This is a genomic window from Acinetobacter sp. YH12138 (genome assembly GCF_015218525.1).
Classification (GTDB): Bacteria; Pseudomonadota; Gammaproteobacteria; order Pseudomonadales; family Moraxellaceae; genus Acinetobacter; species Acinetobacter amyesii.
This window is the reverse complement of sequence record NZ_CP048670.1, coordinates 1058336-1083277: the sequence shown is the minus strand read 5'-3', so window position 1 is coordinate 1083277 and position 24942 is coordinate 1058336. Positions and strand designations below refer to the sequence as shown.

At 39.4% G+C, this 24942-nt stretch carries 26 protein-coding genes and 1 tRNA gene; 9 read left to right on the top strand and 18 right to left on the bottom strand.

The window, feature by feature from the left end:
* Positions 1 to 313 precede the first annotated feature (313 nt).
* The 3 genes from mltB to G0029_RS05160 all read left to right on the top strand — a co-directional run bounded on the left by mltB (position 314) and on the right by G0029_RS05160 (position 2825).
* Positions 314 to 1315 (top strand): lytic murein transglycosylase B, encoded by a 1002-nt coding sequence (mltB, locus tag G0029_RS05170; RefSeq protein WP_180108307.1) that lies wholly within the window; start codon positions 314 to 316, stop codon positions 1313 to 1315.
* Between the two features lie 286 nt (positions 1316 to 1601).
* Positions 1602 to 2216, top strand: coding sequence for a septal ring lytic transglycosylase RlpA family protein (locus tag G0029_RS05165; protein ID WP_078190310.1), 615 nt, complete (start codon positions 1602 to 1604; stop codon positions 2214 to 2216).
* 153 nt (positions 2217 to 2369) lie between these two features.
* Positions 2370 to 2825: a DUF962 domain-containing protein gene (locus tag G0029_RS05160; RefSeq protein ID WP_180110029.1), complete on the top strand. Its 456-nt coding sequence runs from the start codon at positions 2370 to 2372 to the stop codon at positions 2823 to 2825.
* Between the two features lie 253 nt (positions 2826 to 3078).
* On the opposite strand, the gene G0029_RS05155 is transcribed toward G0029_RS05160, so the two are convergent.
* From G0029_RS05155 to rpsB, 3 genes are all read right to left on the bottom strand, one after another.
* Positions 3079 to 3588 (bottom strand): DUF3465 domain-containing protein, encoded by a 510-nt coding sequence (locus tag G0029_RS05155; protein ID WP_180110028.1) that lies wholly within the window; start codon positions 3586 to 3588, stop codon positions 3079 to 3081.
* Between the two features lie 174 nt (positions 3589 to 3762).
* Positions 3763 to 4638 carry a translation elongation factor Ts gene (gene tsf / locus G0029_RS05150; protein WP_180066391.1) on the bottom strand — a complete coding sequence of 292 codons (876 nt, stop codon included), beginning with the start codon at positions 4636 to 4638 and terminating at the stop codon, positions 3763 to 3765.
* A 141-nt stretch (positions 4639 to 4779) separates the two neighbouring features.
* Positions 4780 to 5526 carry a 30S ribosomal protein S2 gene (gene rpsB, locus G0029_RS05145; RefSeq protein WP_078190314.1) on the bottom strand — a complete coding sequence of 249 codons (747 nt, stop codon included), beginning with the start codon at positions 5524 to 5526 and terminating at the stop codon, positions 4780 to 4782.
* 207 nt (positions 5527 to 5733) lie between these two features.
* Here rpsB and map point away from each other — a divergent pair, with 207 nt between their 5' ends.
* The 3 genes from map to G0029_RS05130 all read left to right on the top strand — a co-directional run bounded on the left by map (position 5734) and on the right by G0029_RS05130 (position 8819).
* Positions 5734 to 6561, top strand: coding sequence for a type I methionyl aminopeptidase (gene map / locus G0029_RS05140; protein WP_180003232.1), 828 nt, complete (start codon positions 5734 to 5736; stop codon positions 6559 to 6561).
* Positions 6562 to 6830: 269 nt separating this feature from the next.
* A complete protein-coding gene (locus G0029_RS05135) occupies positions 6831 to 8057 on the top strand; it encodes a pyridoxal phosphate-dependent aminotransferase (protein WP_111883988.1) in 1227 nt (408 codons plus the stop codon).
* A gap of 327 nt (positions 8058 to 8384) precedes the next feature.
* Positions 8385 to 8819 carry a PaaI family thioesterase gene (locus G0029_RS05130; protein WP_111883987.1) on the top strand — a complete coding sequence of 145 codons (435 nt, stop codon included), beginning with the start codon at positions 8385 to 8387 and terminating at the stop codon, positions 8817 to 8819.
* Positions 8820 to 8869: 50 nt separating this feature from the next.
* Here G0029_RS05130 and G0029_RS05125 read toward each other — a convergent pair whose 3' ends face one another.
* Positions 8870 to 9328 carry a hypothetical protein gene (locus G0029_RS05125; protein ID WP_180108013.1) on the bottom strand — a complete coding sequence of 153 codons (459 nt, stop codon included), beginning with the start codon at positions 9326 to 9328 and terminating at the stop codon, positions 8870 to 8872.
* 251 nt (positions 9329 to 9579) lie between these two features.
* Between G0029_RS05125 and G0029_RS05120 the strand changes: the two genes are divergently transcribed.
* Together G0029_RS05120 and G0029_RS05115 are read left to right on the top strand one after the other, a co-directional pair.
* Positions 9580 to 9655, top strand: a tRNA-Asn gene (locus G0029_RS05120).
* An 88-nt stretch (positions 9656 to 9743) separates the two neighbouring features.
* Positions 9744 to 10817 (top strand): hypothetical protein, encoded by a 1074-nt coding sequence (locus G0029_RS05115; protein ID WP_180110027.1) that lies wholly within the window; start codon positions 9744 to 9746, stop codon positions 10815 to 10817.
* 62 nt (positions 10818 to 10879) lie between these two features.
* Here the strand turns inward: G0029_RS05115 and G0029_RS05110 are convergent, their stop codons facing one another.
* From G0029_RS05110 to G0029_RS05055, 12 genes are all read right to left on the bottom strand, one after another.
* Positions 10880 to 11704: a DUF4198 domain-containing protein gene (locus G0029_RS05110; RefSeq protein ID WP_180110026.1), complete on the bottom strand. Its 825-nt coding sequence runs from the start codon at positions 11702 to 11704 to the stop codon at positions 10880 to 10882.
* A 136-nt stretch (positions 11705 to 11840) separates the two neighbouring features.
* Positions 11841 to 12494 carry a tRNA-(ms[2]io[6]A)-hydroxylase gene (locus tag G0029_RS05105; protein WP_078190322.1) on the bottom strand — a complete coding sequence of 218 codons (654 nt, stop codon included), beginning with the start codon at positions 12492 to 12494 and terminating at the stop codon, positions 11841 to 11843.
* A gap of 16 nt (positions 12495 to 12510) precedes the next feature.
* The gene (gene pdxJ, locus G0029_RS05100) at positions 12511 to 13236 is read right to left on the bottom strand and encodes a pyridoxine 5'-phosphate synthase (protein ID WP_111883982.1); all 726 of its coding nucleotides are present in this window, start codon (positions 13234 to 13236) and stop codon (positions 12511 to 12513) included.
* A 9-nt stretch (positions 13237 to 13245) separates the two neighbouring features.
* Complete coding sequence (gene recO / locus G0029_RS05095; RefSeq protein WP_180108017.1) at positions 13246 to 13962, bottom strand: DNA repair protein RecO; 717 nt, start codon at positions 13960 to 13962, stop codon at positions 13246 to 13248.
* Between the two features lie 8 nt (positions 13963 to 13970).
* Entirely contained in the window at positions 13971 to 14165 is a 195-nt protein-coding gene (locus G0029_RS05090; RefSeq protein WP_078192000.1) for an NF038104 family lipoprotein, read from the bottom strand.
* Between the two features lie 31 nt (positions 14166 to 14196).
* Positions 14197 to 15225 carry a GTPase Era gene (gene era / locus G0029_RS05085; protein WP_067765139.1) on the bottom strand — a complete coding sequence of 343 codons (1029 nt, stop codon included), beginning with the start codon at positions 15223 to 15225 and terminating at the stop codon, positions 14197 to 14199.
* Complete coding sequence (rnc, locus tag G0029_RS05080) at positions 15225 to 15923, bottom strand: ribonuclease III (protein WP_111883979.1); 699 nt, start codon at positions 15921 to 15923, stop codon at positions 15225 to 15227. Before rnc ends, era begins: the two co-directional genes overlap by 1 nt.
* Entirely contained in the window at positions 15895 to 16266 is a 372-nt protein-coding gene (locus tag G0029_RS05075) for a DUF4845 domain-containing protein (protein WP_078192003.1), read from the bottom strand. The genes rnc and G0029_RS05075 overlap by 29 nt, the downstream gene beginning before the upstream one ends.
* Before the next feature lie 20 nt (positions 16267 to 16286).
* Positions 16287 to 17114, bottom strand: a complete 828-nt coding sequence (gene lepB, locus G0029_RS05070) for a signal peptidase I (protein WP_111883978.1) — start codon at positions 17112 to 17114, stop codon at positions 16287 to 16289.
* Between the two features lie 21 nt (positions 17115 to 17135).
* On the bottom strand, positions 17136 to 18953 hold the full coding sequence (gene lepA / locus G0029_RS05065; protein WP_111883977.1) for a translation elongation factor 4: 1818 nt from the start codon (positions 18951 to 18953) through the stop codon (positions 17136 to 17138).
* 195 nt (positions 18954 to 19148) lie between these two features.
* On the bottom strand, positions 19149 to 19598 hold the full coding sequence (locus tag G0029_RS05060; protein WP_078192006.1) for an acyl-CoA thioesterase: 450 nt from the start codon (positions 19596 to 19598) through the stop codon (positions 19149 to 19151).
* Positions 19599 to 19717: 119 nt separating this feature from the next.
* Positions 19718 to 21100 carry a Do family serine endopeptidase gene (locus G0029_RS05055; protein ID WP_111883975.1) on the bottom strand — a complete coding sequence of 461 codons (1383 nt, stop codon included), beginning with the start codon at positions 21098 to 21100 and terminating at the stop codon, positions 19718 to 19720.
* A 228-nt stretch (positions 21101 to 21328) separates the two neighbouring features.
* On the opposite strand from G0029_RS05055, the gene nadB reads away from it, so the two are divergent.
* The gene (nadB, locus tag G0029_RS05050) at positions 21329 to 22975 is read left to right on the top strand and encodes an L-aspartate oxidase (RefSeq protein ID WP_180108010.1); all 1647 of its coding nucleotides are present in this window, start codon (positions 21329 to 21331) and stop codon (positions 22973 to 22975) included.
* 54 nt (positions 22976 to 23029) lie between these two features.
* Here the strand turns inward: nadB and G0029_RS05045 are convergent, their stop codons facing one another.
* Both G0029_RS05045 and G0029_RS05040 read right to left on the bottom strand, forming a co-directional pair.
* Positions 23030 to 23896, bottom strand: coding sequence for a histone deacetylase (locus G0029_RS05045; protein ID WP_180108009.1), 867 nt, complete (start codon positions 23894 to 23896; stop codon positions 23030 to 23032).
* A gap of 11 nt (positions 23897 to 23907) precedes the next feature.
* The gene (locus G0029_RS05040) at positions 23908 to 24876 is read right to left on the bottom strand and encodes a hypothetical protein (RefSeq protein WP_180108008.1); all 969 of its coding nucleotides are present in this window, start codon (positions 24874 to 24876) and stop codon (positions 23908 to 23910) included.
* Positions 24877 to 24942 lie beyond the last annotated feature (66 nt).

Sequence of the window (24942 nt, the reverse complement as noted above, 5' to 3'; positions counted from 1 at the left end):
GTTATTCGTTCTGCGTTTTTATGACGCATGAGTTTTAGAGTCATCTTTATTTCAAATGATTTGTGAATATTTGCAAGTTATGTAAATGAATATGTCACTTTTCAATATGTTAACTGCGAAAAAAACCTTTGCTTTGTCTTTTTTTGTATATCTATTTATGAAAGCATGCACTGTCAGTGGTATCTTAGTTGCTATTGGTAACCTTTACCTTTAATTAGCTATGAAACCAGAAGGTCATCACAATTTTCAGGACCTTTACCCCCTCGAAATTTTGTTCATACTCATCGCTAAAGCAACTGGAAATTTTTTATTTATGCTAAATCGAAATTTTTATAAAAAACTATCACATATTGCCATTATGGCCGGTTCACTTTCACTGACCAGTTTTTGTCAGGCCAACGACTTCCAATCTCATCCGGCATATGCAAGCTTTAAACAAAATGCAATGCAAACCTATGGTCTGAGTGAAAATCAAATTGATTGGGCAATGCAAGGTAGTAAAAACCTACCCAATATTATTAGCATTATGAATCGACCCGGCGAATCAAAGCCTTGGTATCAATATAAAACCAATTTTTTAGCTGAAAGTACAATTCAACGCGGCGTTCGCTTCAAAAATCAATATGCCGACACTTTAAATCGTGCAGAACAACAATTTGGTGTGCCTCAATCCGTGATTTTAGGCATTTTGGGTGTTGAAACAGGCTACGGCAGCAATAAAGGTAATTTTATTACCCGTGATGCTTTGGCGACCCTTGGTTTTGGCTATGAACGCCGTGCGCAATATTTCCAAGATGAACTTGCTGCACTGATTGCTTGGTCATATAAAGATGGTGTTCCAACCAACACTGTCGTCGGTTCATATGCAGGTGCTGTGGGTTATCCTCAATTTATGCCAAGTAACATTCCAAAATTTGGTGTGGACTACGATGGCAATGGTCATGTTGACCTGCGTAATTCGGCTGTCGATGCCATTGGTTCAATTGCAAATTATTTAGCAAATTATGGTTGGCAGCGTAATCAACCGATTGCTTTTGCTGCTCGCTATAGCGGAAACAACCCAGATGCTATTATTGCAAAGGATTTAAACCAGCCAACACCCTATGGTGTACTCAAGGCTCAAGGTGTAACCCCTATGAATCCATTGGTAAAAATCGATGATCTCGATTTAGTCAATGTCATCCAATTGCAAGATAGTTATGGACCAATTTATTACATCACTTATCCAAATTTTCAGGTCATTACAACCTATAACAAAAGCCGTATGTATGCGACTGCACTATGGCTTTTAGGCACTGAAGTTACCAGTCGATAAGACTGGTTTTTTCTTATAGAGCAAAAAAGTCAATAAATATTTTCAACAAAATGAGCATTTATTCGACATTTTACACACCTTGTTACATTATTGATTATTTTTTAAACAACTATTGTTAATTTTTTAGACATTTTCAAAGTATTTTAATTAAACACTAGACAGCCTATTGATGGCATGAATATTATCCATCTCGTTAAATATAGTTGCAAAAGTGAAATATCAGACGTGTTTACATGGATATCAGCGACTTAGTTGAACCAGTAAATATGCCATTGGGAGATAAACAATGCAGTCATCAATTATTAAATATGCCTTAGCGGTTGCCACGGCAGTTGCGCTAAGTCAGTCACAAGCTGAGATGGTTCAGTCATCATCATTCAATCATGATAATGACAACTCGCGTCTTGCAGCTCGTGTATTGAATAAAGAAGCTCAAAGCTTCAATTCAAACTTTACGAATTTAAGTAGCCTTTCAATCACTGAGCGTTCTGGCGATAAAATTCGTCGTCAAACAATCGCTGCTAAAATCGAAATTCCTGAAGATGAGCCTTCAGTGATTGAAAAGTTAAATACTGTTGCATCGAATACTGTTCGTAAGTTCACTCAAACAGGTACTGCTTCTTGGTACGGTCGTCAATTCCACGGTCGTAAAACAGCAAGTGGTGAAACTTTTGACATGAACGCACTTACAGCAGCACATCGTAGCCTGCCACTTAATTGCTTTATCCGTGTTACGAATCGCAATAATGGTAAAAGTGTCGTGGTGAAAGTAAATGACCGTGGTCCATTCCATGGTAACCGTGTTCTTGATTTATCTTATGGTGCTGCTAAGCAATTGGGTATTACCAGTGCAGGTACTGCAAACGTGAGTATTGAACGCGTAGACGGTCCAAATTCTTAATTCTCCAATGAAGTGACTGCATTTAACAGACCACGCTTAGCGTGGTTTTTTTATTTGAAGCCTCTTAGCCTTTCAAATCATCAGTAAAGCTGCTTTTGACCTATCCCCCATTCTTGTTTATATTTGAGTCCATCTCCATGATTAAGGACTATCATGAAAACAATCAACGAATGGTTTGATGAATACAGCGAAAGTCATCAAAATAAAACCAATAAAATGATTCACTGGATTTGCGTACCCACGATTTATTTTTCAATCGTTGGCATATTGGCGCATTTTAGCGCGCTACTTACTGCTGTCTTACTTGCCTTAGCATTTATCTTTTACGCACGTTTAGACATTGTGCTTGCTGTTGCAATGGCCGCGTTAACGTTAATCATGGTATGGCTAATTTGGGTACTACCAGTTGGTTATGGCTTTTATATCGCACTCTTTGTATTCGCATGGATTGGTCAATTTTATGGCCATAAAATTGAAGGTAAAAAGCCCTCTTTTTTCAAAGATCTCCAATTCCTCCTCATTGGCCCTATTTGGTGTTTAGATACATTTACAGGCAAAGTACTTGGTAATTGGAAAACACGCCATAAATCGCAAATAAAGAGCATTTAGAGCACGATTAATTTCATGGATCTCTTTTTCACTTCTTCCACATCGGTTTTCTTCATATTCGATGCTTAAAACCCTACTGTTTATAGGTGTATCTATCTCTGGTATTTCCAATCATTTTTTCTATTTATACGACCAAAAAGCCAGTGTTTAAACACTGGCTTTTACTCAATATGGTTAATCCAATTTTATGTTGATAGCTTCATCTGAATCATAATCATTTAAATGACTAAAGTTAAAAATGACTACTTGATTTTTATTGATAGGTTTTACCTTGATGCTTTAACCAACCATCCTGATGACGTCCATTCGGATCGTGATGTGTCCAGTGCATCACACCACCCTTATCTGAATATTCGTATTCACCGTAAAATTGAACTATATCGCCTTTTTGCAAGTTATCAATTCGTGGGGCTAGATCGATATTATGTGCAACTAAAAGGGTTTGACCATTATTTAAGGTCAAAATGAACTTTTGATGGCGACTACCTTCATTATCATCTCGAAGTACCGCTTTCACTCGACCTGTACCCTCAACCTGAACATTACTGAGTTTATTTTTAAATGCATGCGCAATAACATCTTCAGCACTCTGCCCTTTTTGTTGAGCATCTGCGGGTTGTACTGGTTCTATTTGTGGCTGTGAGTTTTGTTCCGCTGTCGTCTGAACTGGTGCAGTTTTTTGTTGTTGTAAATCGATTCCGAAATAAGCTGCTGCAAGCGCAACAATAATTCCGCCGATGGTTAAGTTTGTTTTGTTTGCCATAAGATAGTTTAAATCTAAATTTTCAACTCATTATAGTCATTAATATGGATAAAAATAGAATCTGTGAACAACAATGTACACAATATAAAGTTTAAATAGCTTTAAAATCAGTAAAGCTACAGCCATAAAAAAAGCCCTCTAAAACGAGGGCTTTTTTCTACAAATAATCAGAGATTATTTTGCAGCAGCTTGAGCAGCAGCAACTTCTTCAGCGAAAGAAAGTTCAGCTTTTTTCTCAATACCTTCACCAACTTCGAAACGTACGAAGTTAGCAACAGTAGTACCAGTTGCTTTAAGAACTTCTGCAACTTTCTTATCGTTGTCGATAACGTACATTTGGTTCTCAAGAACAACTTCGTTCAAGTATTTCTGAACTGAACCAGTTACCATTTTTTCAACGATGTTTGCTGGTTTACCAGATTCAATTGCTTTCGCTTCAGCAATTTCTTTTTCTTTAGCGATAAGTTCAGCAGAAACGCCAGCTTCGTTTACAGCAACTGGGTTGAATGCAGCGATGTGCATAGCCAAACCTTTACCAGTTTCAGCATCACCAGCGTATGCAACTACAACACCGATTTTTAAACCATGTTTGTAAACTGCAAGGTTGTCGCCTTCAACGATTTGAGCACGACGTACTTGGATGTTTTCACCGATTTTTTGAACAAGCGCGATACGAGCTTCTTCAACAGTAGCACCATCTTCAAGTTTCAATTCAGCAATTTGAGCAACGTCAGTTACACCAGCAGCAAGCGCAGCAGCAGCAACTTTAGCAGAGAAACCAGCAAAGTTTTCGTCTTTAGCAACGAAGTCAGTTTGACAGTTCACTTCTAAAAGGATTGCTTTGTTGCCTTCTTGAGCGATAGTGATCGCGCCGTCAGCAGCAATGTTACCCGCTTTTTTAGCAGCTTTAGCTTGACCAGATTTACGAAGGTTGTCGATCGCTAATTCGATGTCACCGCCCGCTTCTGTTAATGCTTTTTTACATTCCATCATTGCAAGACCAGTACGATCGCGCAATTCTTTAACCATGCTTGCTGTAACTGCAGTCATGTTAATCTCCTAAATACGGTAGAAAATGAATTCTTTTTAGAACAGAAACGGCCCAGAGCTGTCTCTTGGGCCGTCTGCATACATGACGCTTACTTTGCCACCATCACGTGTCGCAAAAATGACAAGCTTACGTCAAACGCATTAAGCCTCAGAAGCAGGAGCTTCTTCGCCTTTAGCTTGTGCATTTGCTTGTGATTGAGCATATTCTTTACCAGCAAGAATCGCATCAGCCATAGCAGAAGCGTAAAGAGTAACTGCACGGATCGCATCGTCGTTACCAGGAATAACGTAGTCTACGTTGTCTGGGTTAGAGTTTGTATCAACGATACCGATAACAGGAATACCAAGGTTTTTAGCTTCTTTAATTGCAATTGCTTCGTGATCAACATCGATTACGAATAATGCGTCAGGTAAACCACCCATGTTTTTAACGCCGCCAAGAGCGCGTTCAAGTTTTTCCATCTCACGAGTACGTTCTAAAGCTTCACGTTTAGTAAGTTTAGCGAAAGTACCGTCAGTAGATTGAGTTTGAAGGTCTTTTAGACGGTTGATTGACTGGCGAAGAGTTTTCCAGTTAGTCAACATACCACCCAACCAGCGGTGATCAACATATGGTTGACCTGCACGTTGAGCTTGTTCACGAATGATTGCAGAAGCTGCACGTTTTGTACCAACGAACAAAACTTTGTTCTTTTTGCTAGCCAAGTTGTTAGCAAAGTTCAAAGCATCATTTAACGCAGGAACAGTGTGCTCAAGGTTGATGATGTGAATTTTGTTGCGCGCGCCGAAGATGTATTCGCGCATTTTTGGATTCCAAAAACGTGTTTGGTGACCGAAGTGTGCGCCTGCTTGAAGAAGGTCGCGCATGCTTACGTTGTAATCTGCCATTTTCTTTACCTTAAAGTTTGGGTTAGGCCTCCATATACCCGCATTCTCCACCTAAAAAGGCACCCAGAGAAATGTGTCGATATATGTGCGGATTTTATTGCCCCATCGCACAAAGCTCGTGAAAGATATTCACGAAAAAGCATTTGATAAAATGGGCGGCTATTTATACCATAGTCACATACAAATTTCCAAAAGTTTTTAGAGATCATGAACAGTACTTACGAAGCTCCACGTCGATTAATTAAAACGCCTGACGAAATTGAAAAAATGCGCGTCGCGGGTCGACTGGCGGCAGAAGTTTTGGATATGATCAAACCGCATATTGTTCCAGGTGTGACTACCCTAGAACTTGATACGATTTGTCATGACTATATTGTCAATAAACAAGAAGCTATTCCTGCATGTTTAGGTTATGGCGCTGCGCCGGGTCGTCCAGCATTTCAGCACGTTATCTGCACTTCAGTGAACCATGTGGTGTGTCACGGTATTCCATCTGAAAGCAAAAAATTAAAAAAAGGTGACATCTTAAACATCGATGTCACTGTGATCAAAGATGGTTACCATGGTGATACCAACATGATGTACATCGTCGGCGGTGAAACCACTATTTTAGCGAACCGTTTATGCAAAGTTGCCCAAGAAGCCATGTACCGTGGTATGGCGGTGGTAAAACCAGGCGCAACCATGGGTGATATCGGCCATGCTATTCAACAATATGTTGAATCAGAACGTTTTGGTGTTGTACGTGAATATTGTGGTCATGGTATTGGTACCGTTTTCCATGACGAACCACAAGTTTTACACTATGGTCAACCAAATACAGGCATGATCTTAGAAGAAGGCATGACATTCACGATTGAACCAATGGTGAATGGTGGCGACTGGAAAACCAAACTTCTTGGCGATAAATGGACTGTCGTGACTAAAGATCATAGCTTGTCTGCACAGTACGAACACACGCTACTTGTAACAAAAAATGGTGTAGAAGTGCTAACTGCTCGCCCTGAAGAAGATTTATCGCGTTTTGTTCAATAAGCAAAGTATTTGAAGTATAAAATTTAATTAAAAAGGTCACACATATTGTGGCCTTTTTTATGCCTTTTTTTTATTCGTGACTTTAAGATTTTTCCATAAAATTTGATTAAAAATTTAAGTAACTCAATGTAAATTTTCTCAATTATAAGGTTAGGATGGAATATCACACTTTTTTGCACATTGTTGATTTTGCCACTCCCCATTACTGTGCATTTAAGCTAAGATAGTGTGCTTTTTATTTTTTAATCCCTATAAGAAGGAATACTGCCGTGGACGTACGTCTGTCTGATCGTGTAAATAGCATCAAACCGTCCCCTACACTTGCTGTTACTAACAAAGCTGCTGAATTGAAAGCTGCTGGTAAAAACGTAATTGGTTTAGGCGCAGGTGAACCGGATTTCGATACCCCACAACACATCAAAGATGCTGCAATTGCTGCTATCAACAATGGCTTCACAAAATATACAGCTGTTGACGGTACTCCAGGTCTTAAAAAAGCAATTATTGCTAAATTAAAACGCGACAATAACCTTGATTACGCTGCAAACCAAATCTTGGTTTCTTGTGGTGGTAAACAATCTTTCTTTAACTTGGCACTTGCTTTGTTAAACAAAGGTGACGAAGTAATTATCCCTGCTCCTTACTGGGTAAGCTACCCAGACATGGTGATCATTGCTGAAGGTACTCCTGTAATCGTGAAATGTGGTGAAGACCAACGTTTCAAAATTACGCCCGCTCAATTAGAAGCTGCAATCACTGACAAAACTCGTTTAGTGGTTCTAAACAGCCCTTCTAACCCAACAGGTATGATCTACACTAAAGAAGAATTGCTTGCTTTAGCTGACGTACTACGTAAATACCCAGAAGTTTTAGTTGCTTCTGATGACATGTACGAACCAATCCGTTGGGACGACGAATTCTACAACATCGCAACAGTTGCACCAGACCTTTACGATCGCGTAATCGTTCTTAACGGTGTATCTAAAGCTTATGCAATGACTGGCTGGCGTATTGGCTACGCAGCGGGCCCTGCTAAACTTATTGGTGCGATGAAAAAAATCCAATCTCAATCAACTTCAAACCCAACTTCTATTTCACAAGTTGCTGCAGAAGCTGCATTAAATGGCCCTCAAGACGTTCTTGAGCCAATGATTGAAGCATTCAAACGTCGTCACGACTTAGTTGTAAAAGGTTTGAACGACATCAACGGTATTACTTGCCTTCCTGCTGATGGTGCATTCTATGCATACGCAAACATCCGTCCATTGATTCGTGCAAAAGGTTTAAAATCTTGCACAGAATTCTCTGCATGGTTGTTGGAAGAAACTGGTGTTGCCGTTGTTCCTGGTGATGCGTTCGGTCTAGGTGGTTACATGCGTATTTCTTATGCAACTGCAGACGAAGTGCTTGTAGATGCGCTTGCACGTATCAAGAAAGCTGCTGATTCAATCGAAGGCGTTGACGCTGCGATTGCTTCCATTGCTGCTGAAAAATAATCTGCTTTTAAAAAGCTAGATTTAAAAAACCCGCGAATATCGCGGGTTTTTTATACTCACCAAAAGAATAAATTAATACTCTTCACTTCAACATACTTTTGATCAATTTTTTTCGCGGTTCAAACTAAATAACAAAGCTCATCCAGCCCATTTGACTCCCTTCAAATCGACTTAAATATTAAAAAGCCAAACGATAAAACCTAAAACTAACCTTCATATTTAAATCTTTGGTTTGCATTCTTTTTACGTTTTCAGCTATGTTATTTAAATAAGTTCCATTTTAGAACCCAAAACAACCACAAAACTAACCTATCCAGAGATATACCAATGAACATCAAAGAAATGACTGGACTCGAAATTTTAAAGGCAATGATGCAAGGCCAAATTCCACCTGCAAGCATTAGTGAAATTATTCCAATGCAACCCAAAAAGATTGAACAAGGTAATGTAGAGTTTGTTGTAAAAGCCGATCAGCGCCATTTAAATCCACTTGGTGGTGTGCATGGTGGCTTTGCAGCAACAGTCTTAGATACAGTTACAGGGTGTGTCGTACACTCAGCATTAGAAGCTGGTATAGGCTATGGCACCATTGATCTCAATATAAAAATGTGTCGACCTATCCCTAAAAATCAAGATTTAACAGCAATAGGCCATTTAATTAATATCAGCAAAAATTTAGCAATTTCAGAAGGCAGAATTATGGATAACAATGGAAAGATATATGCTCATGCAACAGCGACATGCATGATTATACGTCCTTAATATTTTATTTTTCTGCTCGCAATTCAATGCGAGCAGATGATGGTTCAAACTTAAATTGCTGAATGTAAGGCGCGAATTAATTGGCCTTCGCTTAGATCAATGCGATTACTGCCCTTTTGAAAGCAGTAATATTTTAAAGCACTATCTAACTCAACACGAAGTTCTTGTTGTTCTGAAATAGACCATACTTTAGAACGATTTGAGCCTGATAACGCATTACCGGCCAATTGGTATAAATACAAATCTTGCTTGCGTTGTAAAGGCACACGACGACCATCATCTTGATGTTCAAAACGTAAATGACATAGCGCGTTGATCAACCATTTTTCACTAAACCACAGTTGTAATAAATCACCCAATGCCAAGTCACGTCGACCCAAAGGCCAAACGTCAACGTATGCACCTTCGACAGGTGTTTGATATTGCTCTTGGTTACTAATAATGGAAAGATAGTTTTCTTGGTAAAAAGAAAAGTTTGAAAAAATCTGAGAAATAGTCAGCGTATTCATTCGCTTTCTCCTGTTTAGCCATTTTAGTGCTGGCAAGTTGGGTTTAAATCCACACTGTTTAAACATATGTTTAAACGCTCTTTTGTTGTATTCAGACTATCAATTGAATTTTTTCTTTGCAAGCCTAAGATTCATTTTTTCTAAAAAATCCTTTTTTTTGTTCAAATAAAAAACATCTATCACGCATTTCTCCTCATATTGGTATTTTTAGCTTGACCCTCTTCAAAATCTGCTTATAATCGCATTCAGATTCTCCAATAGCTCAGTCGGTAGAGCGACGGACTGTTAATCCGCAGGTCCCTGGTTCGAGCCCAGGTTGGAGAGCCAAATTCTAAAGCCCATTTATTTAAATGGGCTTTTTTAATGCCTATGATTTACATATAATCTATAAGTCATTGTCATTAAAATAAAAAAAATGTTCATTCAAGTTGATGCTGAATCAAATAAAACTGCCTTAAAACACTATCTCACTGCATTCATTTTTCTTTTAATTTTTATCAGCCCATTTGCAATTTATTTGGTGAGCTGCACACCCGAAAGTGAAATTGAGCAACATTTCAAAACACCACCCAATTTATATAATAGTGAATCGAACACCCTTCTTGACAGCAAGCTACAATGGTTGATTCCACCTCAGCAGTTTCAAAATCACAATCCTATTTCCGAAATATCTGAATCTGTATTGAATGAGATGACAGAAGGACTATATTGGTCAAGCACACCGATTACGCTGCAAAACCAATCTGATCAGCTATATGTTCATATCGATTTTGCAGGTCAGCAACAAACACGAAAAGATCTTGAAATTTCAGTACTTCCGTTATGCATTGTTAACGAGAAAGAAACGCCATGTATGAAAGCTGGGTTAAATGCAAGTGGACAACTCTTTAACATCTCAACTCAAAAAAATACGCAATATCACACATTGGAAACCAATAAGTCTTGGATGTTTTATGGCCATGATTTCCAAGAAAATTATATTATTCCACCGCAAGCCACACTCAAATTTTTAGTTAAAGCCAACACCCCTGAACACTTAACCCTGCAATGGCTTCGCCTAAGCATCAGTACTAGCCCCATTGTTGAGAAACAGCAGAATTATATGCTCATGACGCAAAACAGTATGAAAATAAAATATGCACTTGCTCTATTGCCACTCTTCATATTCGCTTTGATGCACATTTTTCAAGGGTTTGAAAGCCTTCGTAATTTATCTATCGGCGCACTTTCAGCACTTTTATTTGTAATCAACACCATCATTTGGGATATCCACTATATGGTGATTGGTTGTCTGATTTTATGTTTTGCAAGTGTCTGTTATTGTTTTGAGAGCCGATATTATCGATTGCTTTATTTAACGGGTTATTTACTAATTGCAGGCTATTCGCAGCAATATTATGGCGGTTTTAATAAACACTTTTTCGCTCAAACCAGTTTAATTTTATTGATAGGTTTATCGATGTTTTATCTTGAACCTAAAGATAGCTAAATCATTTTCATAAAAAAGCTCTGCAAATCACAGAGCTTTTTCTCATTTAACTACCCTTCGCTTTAGATCACATTAAAACTCAAAGTATATTTATATCGTTTTAATGCGTCTCCCTTCATTTCAAAAGGCTGCTGATAGTCAATTTTCAGTAAATACTGACCACGATCTGATAGGCTAAAATTCAAGTTTCCTTCTTGATCAGTTTTAAGCGTTTTATAAACTTTTCCTTCACGGCTGTAATCCGTTGTTTGCTGCAAAATTTCAATCTGCAAACCCGCAACCGCTTTTTTCTGATCTAGCACTTTCAGTTGTACTGGCTCATTTTGCATAATGGCATTCGGATGGGTTCTAAATTGCACATCAAAACCATCATGCAAATGATTCACCACTTGTGTAGACGTTACACGACGTGATACAAAAGTTTCAATGATTTCTTGGGTTTGAATGCTTTTGATTTGCGACTTTTTAGACAACTCCGCTGTGTAAATAACATTTGCATTCGCAGCTTTTTGAGGATCACGCACACCATTGATTAACGCTTTCCACTGCTTTTGATCATAAGCAAAACGCGCTGTACTTCCTTGCTTTTCACCGCGAATACGATACGTGCCATCCTGCTTATTTTCTAAACTATAGCTGCTGACCGTTTGCGTTTTTACCCAATCGGCATCTGTTAAATGTAGCTTTTCACCTGACGGTGTATGTACATGGAAATTAAAATTTTTAATGGCTATTTCAGAAACAAATGGATTGTCATAAAAACCAGAAAGAATGGCACTATGATTATTAAATGTTTGATAGTTTAATGGCGCCACATAAGGATAATGCGCTTCAGCCTGACCAACCGTACACAAAGCGATACAGAGTAAAGTGAATTGTAATTTCATATTAAATAAGTGAGCTTAAATTGTTTGATTCATAGAGATCATTTCATTTTAGATTCACCCAAGATAATTGTAAATAATTCTTATTATCATTTATTTTAAGTGCATAAAAAATCCCCCATTTTGGAGGATTATTTTATCAAGCGGCTTTGACTGGCACACCACTATGAAAGCGGAATAACTCATCTGGGCTGCTAATCAAATTTTTTTCAACTTCACGAATATGCTCAATACGCATCTGAATATCTTCTTTCGGGTTCTTTAGCTTATTGGTCGTCGCCACATCCATGGCCAATGCCAAATAGTCCTCATAATGGCGTGATTCAGACTTTAGCAAATAGCGGTAGTAACGCCCCAACTCTTCATCCACATGTGGTGCAAGCGCATAGAAACGCTCACATGACCGTGCTTCAACAAATGCGCCAATCACCAAGATATCAATTAACGCTTCTGGCTCATAAGTCCGCACTTCTTTGCGTAGGCCACCTGCATACCGTCCAGCACTGATTGCAGTCCATTCCTGACCACGTTTTGCCATCAGTTCCAGCACTTGCTCATAGTGCAGCATTTCTTCACGTACTAGCTGTGCCAGTTTGATTTGTAAATCCGAGAAAAAACTATAACGAAACATCAAATTCATTGCTGTACTTGCTGCTTTCTTTTCACAATTGGCATGATCCTGCATCAGGATATCCAAATTATTTAAAGCTTCATCTAGCCATGCTTTTGGTGTTTCACACCCCAAGAAGCCAATGACTGGCTTCATTAGGGCATCATAATCAATATTTGACATATACTTTACTTAAAAATTAACGTGCAGATTTAATCGCAGCTTTCATTTGTTTTACAGACTGTGCCAATCCAATAAACACTGCATCAGCAATAATCGAGTGACCAATATTCAATTCATGAATTTGAGCAATGCGCGCAATCGGAGTGACATTGTCAATATTTAAGCCATGACCAGCATTCACAATCAATCCTTTAGATGCCGCATATTCAGCACCTCGAATAATACGTTCCAGCTCTGCTTTCTGCGCTTCAGGTGTTTCAGCATCTGCATATGCACCTGTATGCAACTCAATCGTAGGCGCACCACAGGCAATCGCTGCATCAATTTGAGCAAAGTCAGCATCAATAAATAATGAAACTTCGCAACCAATCGCCGCGAGTGCTTGAGTCGCGTTTTTTACATCTTCAAAATGCCCAACCACATCTAGACCGCCTTCAGTCGTGACTTCTTCACGCTTTTCAGGAACAAAGCATACATGATGCGGCTGAATCTCTTTGGCAAATTCAACCATTTCATTGGTCACTGCCATTTCAAGGTTCATATGGGTTTTTAATACAGAACGCATTCGACGTACATCATCATCTTTAATATGGCGACGATCTTCACGTAAATGCAGCGTAATCCCTTCCGCCCCCGCTTGCTCACAAATAATTGCGGCATTCACAGGATCTGGATAAGTTGTCCCACGTGCATTTCGTAGTGTTGCCACATGGTCAATATTTACACCAAGCAAAGCTGCCATAATTCTTTCCTAATGACGTTGAGTTTGAGAATTCTGTATCCACAATTGACGACTTTTTAATGGGCGATCGCCAAGCAAGGAAGTAATCATTTGTCGGTACAACTTAGACAGTAATTGTAACTGTTCAGGATTAAATTCCCCACCTTTTTCATAATCACACATACTTAAAATATGTTGACCTGACAATGTTGCGCGTGAGGCTTTAATGACAGGTTGAAAACCTTCGTTTAAATGAAATTGATAATTTTCATGAGGCTGAATTTGCTGTTGATTTGCATCAGTTGAAAAATCCAACGCAAAACCCAACTCTTCAAGCAGCACATGCTCAAATTGTCTAAGGATTTGCCGTAAGAATAGATCAGGGTTGGCCTGGACAGACATGCATTGAAGTTTTTCCAAGGTGTGTGCATATTGAGCAAATGTCTCAGGCATCTCAACCTCTAACGGACATAGCCTCAATAAGACTTCATTTAGATAAAATCCTGAAAAAAAAGCATCACCAAAAAAGAAAATCGGTTGATTTACAATTTCGAGTTTACTAAAGTTTTTAAGTTCGGACTTACCAGATGCTTGCAAGCAAATTGGTTGATACTGGGGAGGTGGCGTTTGCCTGAGAATACCATCAATTCGACCATGCTCCTGAGTAAACAAGTGCACAATATGACTTTTTTCACGATATTTACGATGGTGAATTAAATAACCATGCAGTATCTCATTACGCATGATTTGAAATATTAATCCTTGTCTTTCTTTTTCTTGTCGTCTTCATCTTCATCCCCATCTGGAATGACTGCACCCACAACTGCAGCAGTACCTTTAACCACGCCTTTTGTGGTTTTATAAGCCACTTTGACAGGAACAGTAACGATTTTATGAATACACCCTTGTAGAAACAAAACACATGCAACTACGGCCAATACTTTCATCATTACTCTTCCCTCAAAGTTTGTTATTTAACGATTAGATATCGCTATAACCTAAGCTTTTCAATGCACGCTCATCATCAGACCAACCGCCTTTGACTTTCACCCAAAGCGTCAACATGATCTTTTGCTCGAACATTTTTTCCATATCCACACGTGCATCCATACCGATTTTTTTCAGTTTGGCACCTTTCTCACCAATCACAATAGCTTTCTGACCAGAGCGATCGACAAAAATCGTCGCATCAATATAAGTACATGCCGCTTTAGGACGACCAGTTTTTGGATTTACCGTTGCTTCTTCTGTTTTAAACGACTCAATTTGAACCGTTAAATCATAAGGCAGCTCTTCACCCAATTGACGCATGATTTTTTCACGGATAATTTCAGACGCAAGGAAACGCTCTGAACGATCGGTCAATTGCTCAAGTGAATACAGTGGTGGTTGGAACGGCAAATATTTTTCAATCGTGCTGCGCAAATGATCTAAATTTGCACCACGTAATGCTGATACAGGAACAATTTCTGCAAAATTCATTAATTTTGCACGCTCTTGTATCAATGGTAATGCATGGTTTTTATTCTCTAGTGTATCAATTTTATTGATCACAAGAATCACTGGCATATCGGCATTTTTTAGCTTTTCTAACACTAAATCATCATTCTGTGTCCATTTGTCTGCATCAATCACAAACAAAACTAAGTTCACATCACGAAGTGCAGAATGTGCCGCACGGTTCATCATTTTATTGATGGCACGGACTTCTTTTTTGTGCATCCCCGGGGTATCTACAAATACCGCTTGAGATTTTTCGCGTGAGTCAATACCCACAATTTTATGACGTGTGGTCTGTGGTTTACGAGAGGTAATGGAAAGTTTTTGACCCAAAATATGGTTCATCAACGTTGATTTACCCACGTTTGGACGACCAACAATCGCCACAAACCCACTTTTAAAATCGGCAGGAATTTCAGTGCCTTGTGCACTAAAAAACTGACTAATTAAATCATTACTGTCGCCTTGCGACTCGTGATCAGCATCTACGTGATCGGAATGAGTAGTCATTAAGACTTTTTCTCCAAAATTTCTAAGATTTCTGCCGCTACTGCCTGTTCAGCAAAGCGACGGCTTGAACCTTCACCGTATTTAACAGGGAGCCCTTCAACTGTACATTCAACTTTAAAATGTTGGTTCGGAGCATCACCCTGAATATCTACAACCTCGTAAACCGGGAGAGGTTTTTTACGTGCTTGTAAATACTCTTGCAAACGTGATTTAGGATCTTTCAGTTGATCAGTTGGTTCAATATGATCTAAATATGGCACATACCATTTAAGAACAATCGGTTCCAGAATTTTTAAATCCTGACAATCGACATAGATTGCACCAATGATCGATTCAACAGTATCCGCAAGTATAGACTCACGATGATGACCGCCAGATTTCAACTCACCTGTACTCAAGATTAATTCTTGGCTGAGTTTTAAGTCATTGGCAATTTTTCCTAGCGCTTCCTGACGAACCAGTGTCGCACGCATACGCGTTAGACGCCCTTCATTTTCATGCGGGTAGGCATGGTACAGATAATTGGCAATTATCATACCCAACAATGAATCGCCCAGATATTCTAGGCGTTCATAATTGTATTTATGGCTCACCGATCGGTGGGTCAAGGCCAGTTGTAACAATTCAGGTTGTTTAAACTGATAACCGATACGACTTGCTAAACGAGCTTCATTTAGCTTGGACTGAGCTTTGATCAAAACTTTTCTCGAACTTCAACACAATATCAATATTCAATAAGAAAGGTTTTCTTATTTCATAATCTGTTTTCACTTGTAGACCATCTACATTAGTGACTTGAGCAATATCTTTAAAATTTAAATCACGTACACCATTCATATCTAAACGCTGTGACATTTGTGACTCAAACTTACTCGGAGCAATATTTTTAGGACTGCTCTTCATCAATTCTTCAATTTCATTGTTGACGAGACGGTCGTCAACATACGGTCCCCAAACCGCAATTAATGCTTTTGCTAAAAAAGCAAAACCAATCACAGCAATTAAAATTGCTATATAAGACGTTCCCCGTTGATGTCTCATTTTATTTTCCTGATGTAAGACTAATCAATACTGCCATTACGGCTAAACGAAGGCAGTTTTAAACCAGGTTCCTTATGCATCCACTTGTAAAAAGCCCGTCCAGTGAGGTTTTCTTCAGGCACAAAGCCCCAAAAACGACTGTCCGCACTTTGATCGCGATTATCCCCCATCGCGAAATAGTGACCTTCAGGAACCTTAACCTCCCAATATAAACCATTTTCTGTTGAATATTTACCATTTTCAACATAGTTGATAAATGGTGCTTGGCGCGCAACATTGACGCCTTCAAGCTCACGCATGGTAAACGTATGCTTACCCATGGTTTCTTTATGATAAATCGATGTAGGTGTATCAAGTTGATCTTTTTCACGGCTAAATTCTACAGGAACTTTTGCCACCTTTTGACCATTCACACTCAGTTGACCATGATCGTAAATAATATGATCACCTGGTAAACCGACCACTCGTTTAATATAGCTGATGGTTGGTTGTGGTGGATAACGGAATACAATGACATCACCACGCTCAGGTTCACCGACATCAAGAATTTTTTTATTGACGATAGGTAAACGTACGCCATACTGATATTTATTCACCACAATAAAATCACCTGTTTCTAAGGTTGGAACCATAGAGTCAGATGGAATATTAAATGGCTCATATAAGAATGAACGCATCACCAAAACTATCGCTAGAATCGGCCAGAAATCATAAGCCCATGCGATAACGACATTTTCATTCCCTTTACCTTTGGTCTGCCGTTGCTTCCAGACAAACTTATCCAACAGCCAAATTAAGAAAAAAATGACTGTGGCAGGAACAAGGATCAAATTAAAGTCAAAATCCATGAGCTCATAAACCTCTATTTATTATCTTTCTACTTTCAATACAGCAAGGAACGCTTCTTGTGGGATTTCGACGCTGCCCACTTGTTTCATACGTTTCTTACCTTCTTTTTGTTTCGCAAGAAGTTTCTTCTTACGCGACACGTCACCACCATAACATTTAGCCAAAACGTTTTTACGCATCGCTTTTACAGTTGAGCGTGCAATGATTTGTGCACCAATCGCTGCTTGAATAGCCACATCGAACATTTGACGTGGAATTAAATCTTTCATTTTTTCCACAAGTGCAATACCACGATGGCGAGCATCTTGTCGGTGGCAAATCATGGCCAAGGCATCAACTTTTTCACCGTTGATTAACACATCCACCTTAACTAGAGATGAACTCTCAAAACGCACAAAGTTATAATCTAACGATGCAAAACCGCGTGAACATGATTTCAATTTATCAAAGAAATCCATCACTACTTCAGCCATTGGGATTTCAAACGTAATGGCCACTTGGTTCGCCATAAACTTCATATTCTTTTGAACGCCGCGACGTTCAACACATAAAGTCATCACATTACCCAAGTATTCTTGCGGTACTAAAATGTGACATTCAGCAATTGGCTCACGTAAGTCTTCAACTGTTGAACCATCAGGCATTTTAGAAGGACTGTCGATATAAATGGTTTGACCATTTTTCATCACCGCTTCATAAATTACGGTTGGTGCTGAAGAAATCAGGTCCAGATCATACTCACGTTCTAAACGTTCTTGTACAATTTCCATGTGCAGCATACCCAAGAAGCCACAACGGAAGCCAAAACCAAGTGCATCTGAACTTTCAGGTTCAAAGAACAACGCTGAGTCATTAATTTGCAGTTTGTGCAGCGCCTCACGGAACGGTTCAAATTCACTTGAATCGATTGGGAATAAACCTGCATAGACCTGTGGTTTCACTTTTTTGAAACCCGGTAAGCTTTCAACTTCTGGTGTAGTTGCCAAGGTAATCGTATCACCAACTGGAGCACCAAAAATATCTTTAATACCCGCGATCACGAAACCAACTTCACCTGCTTCGAGCATGTCAGTTTCTGTATGTTTAGGATTAAAAATACCTACTGAGGTGATGATGTGCGTTTGACCAGTTGATTTCATCAACATTTTATCGCCTTTACGCACACGACCTTCTTTAATACGAACTAAAGAAACCACGCCCAAATAGTTGTCGAACCAAGAGTCAACAATTAAGGCTTGTAATGGTGCATTACGATCGCCTTCGGGTGCAGGAATGACATTGACTAGTGTTTCAAGCACCCCTTCAATGCCTAGACCGGTTTTAGCTGAACACGTCGGTGCTTCAGTCGCTTCGATGCCAATAATGTCTTCAATTTCTTGAATAACACGTTCTGGCTCTGCTTGCGGCAAATCGATTTTATTTAAAACAGGTAGGACTTCTAAGCCTTGTTCAATTGCTGTATAGCAGTTAGCAACAGACTGGGCTTCTACACCTTGTGCAGCATCGACAACCAATAATGCGCCTTCACATGCAGCAAGTGAACGTGAAACTTCATAAGAAAAGTCAACGTGCCCAGGTGTGTCAATAAAGTTAAGCTGGTATTCTTCACCGTTAGGATGAGTGTAATACAAAGTCACAGACGTAGCTTTAATCGTAATACCACGCTCACGTTCTAATTCCATAGAATCTAGAACCTGTGCCTGCATTTCACGATCTTGCAGGCCACCACAAGTTTGAATAAATCGGTCGGCAAGCGTCGACTTACCATGGTCGATATGCGCAATGATCGAGAAGTTACGAATGTTTTTTATATCAACAGATTTTTTAGCTTGCGCCATGGGCTACCTTGGAAAAATAAAAGCGCTATGCATGCAATTCTTTATGCATAGCAAAAGCCGAATAGAAATTGCCGAGGATTATAGCAGATGGATTTTTCAAAGTATCGAAAATAATGCATTGCTTTTATGCTAACCACTTTTCCTGCATGTAGAACTTGGCTGGTCTTGGTTTGAAATATTACTTTGAAATCAAACTCAGAGATCATAAGCACTAAAATCAAGCGGATTTAGGCTATCTGCGATGGGTTGATAAGCTTGGGTAAATGTTGGCGACATGCGCTTTGGACGGCCTGTAGCAATTTCAATGCATGCCCACTGTGTATTGCCTGTAAATAATATCGCTTTGTCTTTAGGGCGATAAAATACATACTGCCGAAACGAATACAATGCATTGATATCATTTAGCCAAGTTCGTAAAATAATCTCCTCACCTTCGAGCGCTGCTTTACGATATTGCACATGATGCTCAACAGCGACCATGGCATGCTTCAATTCAATATATTCTTTTAAGCCTAAACCCAAAGCTTCAATATGTGCTGTCGCGACATCTTGCATCCAACTGACGTACACCACGTTATTCACATGATTTAATGTGTCGATATGTTCAGCTTGAACTGTAATTTTTAAATCAAAGATATCGCTCATAGCGTCCTGCAAATTTTAAATTGTGGCCCACAGTCTACCCATTTTTATCTAAGGGTGAATTGCAAAAACGCTAAAGTTAAAAAACCACTCGCTTGGAGTGGTTTTCATTTAGTAACTCATTACTGAATACGCATGCCCACAATCGCACGCTGTCCCTGACGAATCAAAGAAACACGTGCAATGCTACCATTTTTCAACTCAGAAATAACTTTCACAAAATCTTCAGCATTGTTTACGACTTTATTATTAACTTGGGTGACAACATCCCCCGGCTGAATTCTCGCTTGTGAAGCTATACCACCAGCTCGCACATCTTGAATCAAGACACCGCCTTTTAGACTCAGTTGTTTTAATTCATCTGCGTTTAAGTTGCGGATCGACACCCCAATCACTGGACCTTTTTTCACAGATGTCGTTTCAGCTTTTGCAGGCGTATCATCTGGTGCTGTGATCAAGGTTGCTGAAATATTTTGGCGTTTATCATCACGCAGTACTTCAAGCTGAATACTTTGATTTGGACCTGTACGATTAAGATAATTCAGCAGTTCGCCTGTACGTGAAATTGGTGTGCCATTAAATTTCAAAATGACATCACCTACTTTAAAGCCAGCTTTTGCAGCAGGTGAATTTGGTGCAACTTGAGTAATCAAAGAGCCTTCTGGTTTTGAAAGGTTATAAGACTCTGCAAGATTACGATCGATATCTTGTAGCATGACGCCTAAATAAGCACGTGTTACCTTGCCGTTTTTCTTTAATTGGTCTGCAACATCCATTGCAACATCAATGGGAATCGAGAACGATAACCCCATATAACCGCCTGTACCACTAAAGATACGAGAATTTACCCCGACCACTTCACCAGACTGATTAAATAATGGACCACCAGAATTACCCGGGTTCAATGCCACGTCAGTTTGAATGAATGGAACCGAGGTTTCTCCCATCATATTACGCATTTTAGCACTAACGATTCCTGCCGAAGCTGAATAGTCGAAGCCAAATGGTGAACCAATGGCCAACACTGGCTCACCTACACGTAAACGGTCAACATTGCCTGTGCGTAGCTCAGGAAAATTTGAACCTTTGACCTTTAACAAAGCCACGTCAGTCCGCTCATCACTACCCACAACTGTGGCATCAATTTCACGGCGGTCATTCAGTACAATGGTGACTTTCGAGGCATCTTCTACCACATGGTGATTGGTTAATAGATAACCATCTTTACTAATAAAGAATGCGCTTCCATAACCGGTCTTTTCTTGCGGCATTTTTTGCTGCGGAATAACCACCTGATTACCAAAAAAGCGTCGTAATATTTCTGGGACTTGTTGCTGCAAAAGCTCTTCTTGACTAAGCTTTTTAACCACATTCACGCTTACGACAGCTGGGCTGACTTGTTCAACCAAATTGGAAAAATCAACAGGACCCGCTGCCTGAGTCTGCACGCTAGCAACCGTAAACACAGCTGCATAGAGTCCCTTTTGTAAATACGATTTATTCATTGTTAGCATTCACTCAATTGTGCTTATCATTTGAAATACGTTAGTTTTTATCACAATGCAAGTCTAAGCTTCGTAATAAAATGTTTGATGATTATTTATGATAAACAATCTTAAACATTCCTTAAATATTACAGATCTATGAATATTTTTCATTATTTAGTTAATTTATAGTCATTGCGTTTTTAGGCAAAAACAGTTGTGATGATCGGACATTTTTAAAATTAGCTGATGGACATGTCTAATTTAAACACGACACATCAATTTGATGTGATTATTGTGGGAAGTGGCGGTGCAGGCCTAAGTTTAGCCCTATCGTTACCAGATCATTTTAATATTGCTGTTTTAGCTAAATCGACGCTGACGGATGCCAGTACATATTATGCCCAAGGTGGTGTTGCTGCCGTCCTCGATAAAACAGATTCTATTGAACAACATATCAATGACACCATGATTGCCGGTGCGCATTTATGTGAAATGGCAGCGGTAAAACAAACCGTTGAAGGTGGTAAATCTTCTGTCGATTTTCTACTGAATCAGGGTGTGCAATTTACTTTAGACGACCAAGAACAGTTACATCTGACACGTGAAGGTGGTCACTCTCACCGGCGGATTATCCATGCAGCAGATGCCACAGGTCGTGCTATTTCCACAACATTGGTTGAACGTGCGCAAGAAAAAGCCAATATTCATATTTTTGAAAATTTTATTGCAATCGATTTAATCACCGCACAAAAATTAAATCCTGAAACTGAAAACCGTGCTCTCGGTCTGTATGCTTTAGATGAAAAAACCGAAAAAGTACATACCTTTTTAGCACCCTTCACTGCCCTTGCCTGTGGTGGTGCCATGAAAGCATATTTATATACATCAAATCCCGACATTGCGACGGGTGATGGTATTGCCATGGCGTATCGTGCAGGCTGCCGTGTTGCCAATATGGAGTTTAACCAATTCCATCCAACCTGTTTATATCATCCTCAAGCTCGCTCTTTCTTAATTACCGAAGCGATGCGTGGCGAAGGTGCCTATTTACGTCTTCCAGATGGTGAACGCTTTATGCTGCGCTTTGATGAGCGTGCCGAATTAGCACCACGCGATATCGTAGCGCGCGCTATTGATTATGAAATCAAACGTCTAGGAATCCGTCATGTTTGGCTTGATATCACCCATAAACCTGCCGAATTTGTCAAAGAACATTTCCCAACATTGTATGCACGCTTAATGGAACTCGGTATTGATATTACCAAAGAAATGATCCCAGTGGTTCCTGCAGCACACTACACCTGTGGTGGCGTTGTGGTTGATGAAAACAGTCAGACCGATATTCCAGGCCTATATGCCATTGGGGAAACCTCTTATACCGGCCTACATGGTGCAAACCGTATGGCGAGTAACTCCTTACTGGAATGTTTTGTCTATGGTATGAGTGCTTCAGCACATATCACAGCACAGCATCAAGGAACTTATCAGGCACCTCATGTCCCAGAATGGGATGACTCGCAAGTGACTAACCCTGATGAAGACGTGGTGATTTTGCAGAATTGGGATGAACTTCGCCAAACCATGTGGAATTACGTGGGCATTGTCAGAACGACCAAGCGCCTCCAACGTGCCCTACACCGCATTGAAATGCTTAAGCGTGAAATCACCGAGTATTACCAAGATTACCAAGTCAGTAAAAATCTGATTGAACTCCGTAACTTAGTATTGGTATCAGAAATGATTGTGCGCTGTGCAATGGAACGTAAAGAGTCTCGTGGTCTGCATTTCACTTTAGACTATCCTGAACAAGCAGACGAACTACGTAAAACGGTGTTAAGTCCACCCGATTTCACGGTTGATTGCCCTGTAGTTAATACTGAGTTAGTCTCTTAAAACTTTTAAATTAAAAAAGAAGCCGCACATGATGTCGGCTTTTTTTTGATTTTACTACCCATAAATATGTAATGCCGCTTTGAAAGTTTCTAAGTGCAGATTTACAAGATCATTCATATTTTGATAGCCCCCAGCCAATACAAACATCAGCGGAATATCTGCACGTTTAGCCAAATTGAAGACCATTTCTTCGCGTTTCTGTATCAAAGCGGTGCTAAACCATGATGAGCCAAAAGGGTCAGCTTGATGACAATCCATCCCTGCTTGATAAATAATTAAATCTGCACCCCATGCTTTAGCTTGCTGAATTCCTTCATGTATAGCCAAAGTATATTGTGCGAAATTTCCACGTTCTTTATGCACATGCCGTGTTAAAGAACGTTCATAAGTAGGACAACCAAAATGTAGCCCATAAATACTAAAATTAAAAAGGTTATCTAACCGTCTAGTAAAATCAGCTGTGCCGTTCCCCCCATGTTGATCGCAATCGAGTACAAAGATTTTTTTATTCGGATTCTGCTGTGCCACCAAAGCCAAACCATTGAATGTGCAAAATGATCCGCCATATTCAAACACTGCATGATGAAAACCCTGTGCAACATTTGCTGCAATGCCTTTTTGCAAAGCCATTTCTGCTGCCATCAACTGCCCTGCATTGATTCTCAGCACTGCATCTCGAAGCTGAGTATTCCAAGGCTTAAAACCTGAAAAGGTCGCAAGCTTAGTGGGCTGCCCTGTCATAAATGCGTCCACATAAACAGGATCATGCACTTGGCTTAAAATTTCAGCGTCAATACACTCAGGTTCATGTATTCGGATGTTCTGCCATTGTTCTAAAGCTGTTCCAACTGCTAATAATTTTTCCATACTATTGGTATGGGTATGAGCAAAATATTTTGGCGAAAAGCATACATCTAACATGATGGAAATACTCAAAGTTGCGCTATTGCCACATCTATTAATTGCTGAAGCTCAGTCGTACCTGGACTATACAGACCATTATCCACTTGCTGCTGAAAATGTGTACTGAATGCACGTTTTCGATTTTGTGGCGACACGGCCAAAGTCGTTAAACGTAAAAACCACCACCCAGAAATAGCCTGATAAGGAATCACAAAGCCTTTAAACTCACGATTCCCCCGTTTTTCAGCTAATTGTTCTGGATCATAATCGACGGAAAAAAGTGAACCGGCTGGAATACGGACACCATTCATGAGTACAGGTTTCAAGCTGATACAAGAATGGTTATCCCCCATATTTAATTTTTCCATAAATAAGGGCTGACCGTATTCATCTACAAAAATATTAATTTCACCGCTACGAAATACACGTCGATGTGCAATTTTTAAAAAGAAATTTTCAGCCATTGGACAAGAGCCAACTTTTGGCTTATTAGCCAGTGCTTGTACTTCAACGATTTGGTTTTCAGTTGACGATTTTGGCAAAATCAGATCTTCAATCAAGGTACAAATAAGCTGACTTTCTTCCAAATTTGCATGTTGCTGGATTTGACGCAAACTTTTTTGAAAATGCAATTCTTTCTGTAAAACCTCGTAAAAGTCTGGGGATTGTTTCAATTGCTGAATGTTTTGATTTAAATTTTGATTTAAATCTAGATGACGCCAACTAGACAAATCTAAATGATAAGCACGACTTTGATCTAAAATTTTGCGTAAACCATGCGTGTCATATTGATCAAAGAGTTTGAGATCTTGAAATTCATGTGATGCACGCGGCAAATTAATATATTCAGCTAATACACGTGTGGCTTGAGTATATCCACAGCCACGTCGTTCTGTTTGATGTGAGTAATGCTCATTCAGCATTTCTGTCAATTTTTCTGACAAAGGATATGCATGCTCCTGAAAGAGCCGAACAACTTCATGTGCAGTAGCAGTCATGTATTTAACCAATCAAATCTGTGATTCAATTATAGATTTAAAATAACACTTATGAGTTAATTGATT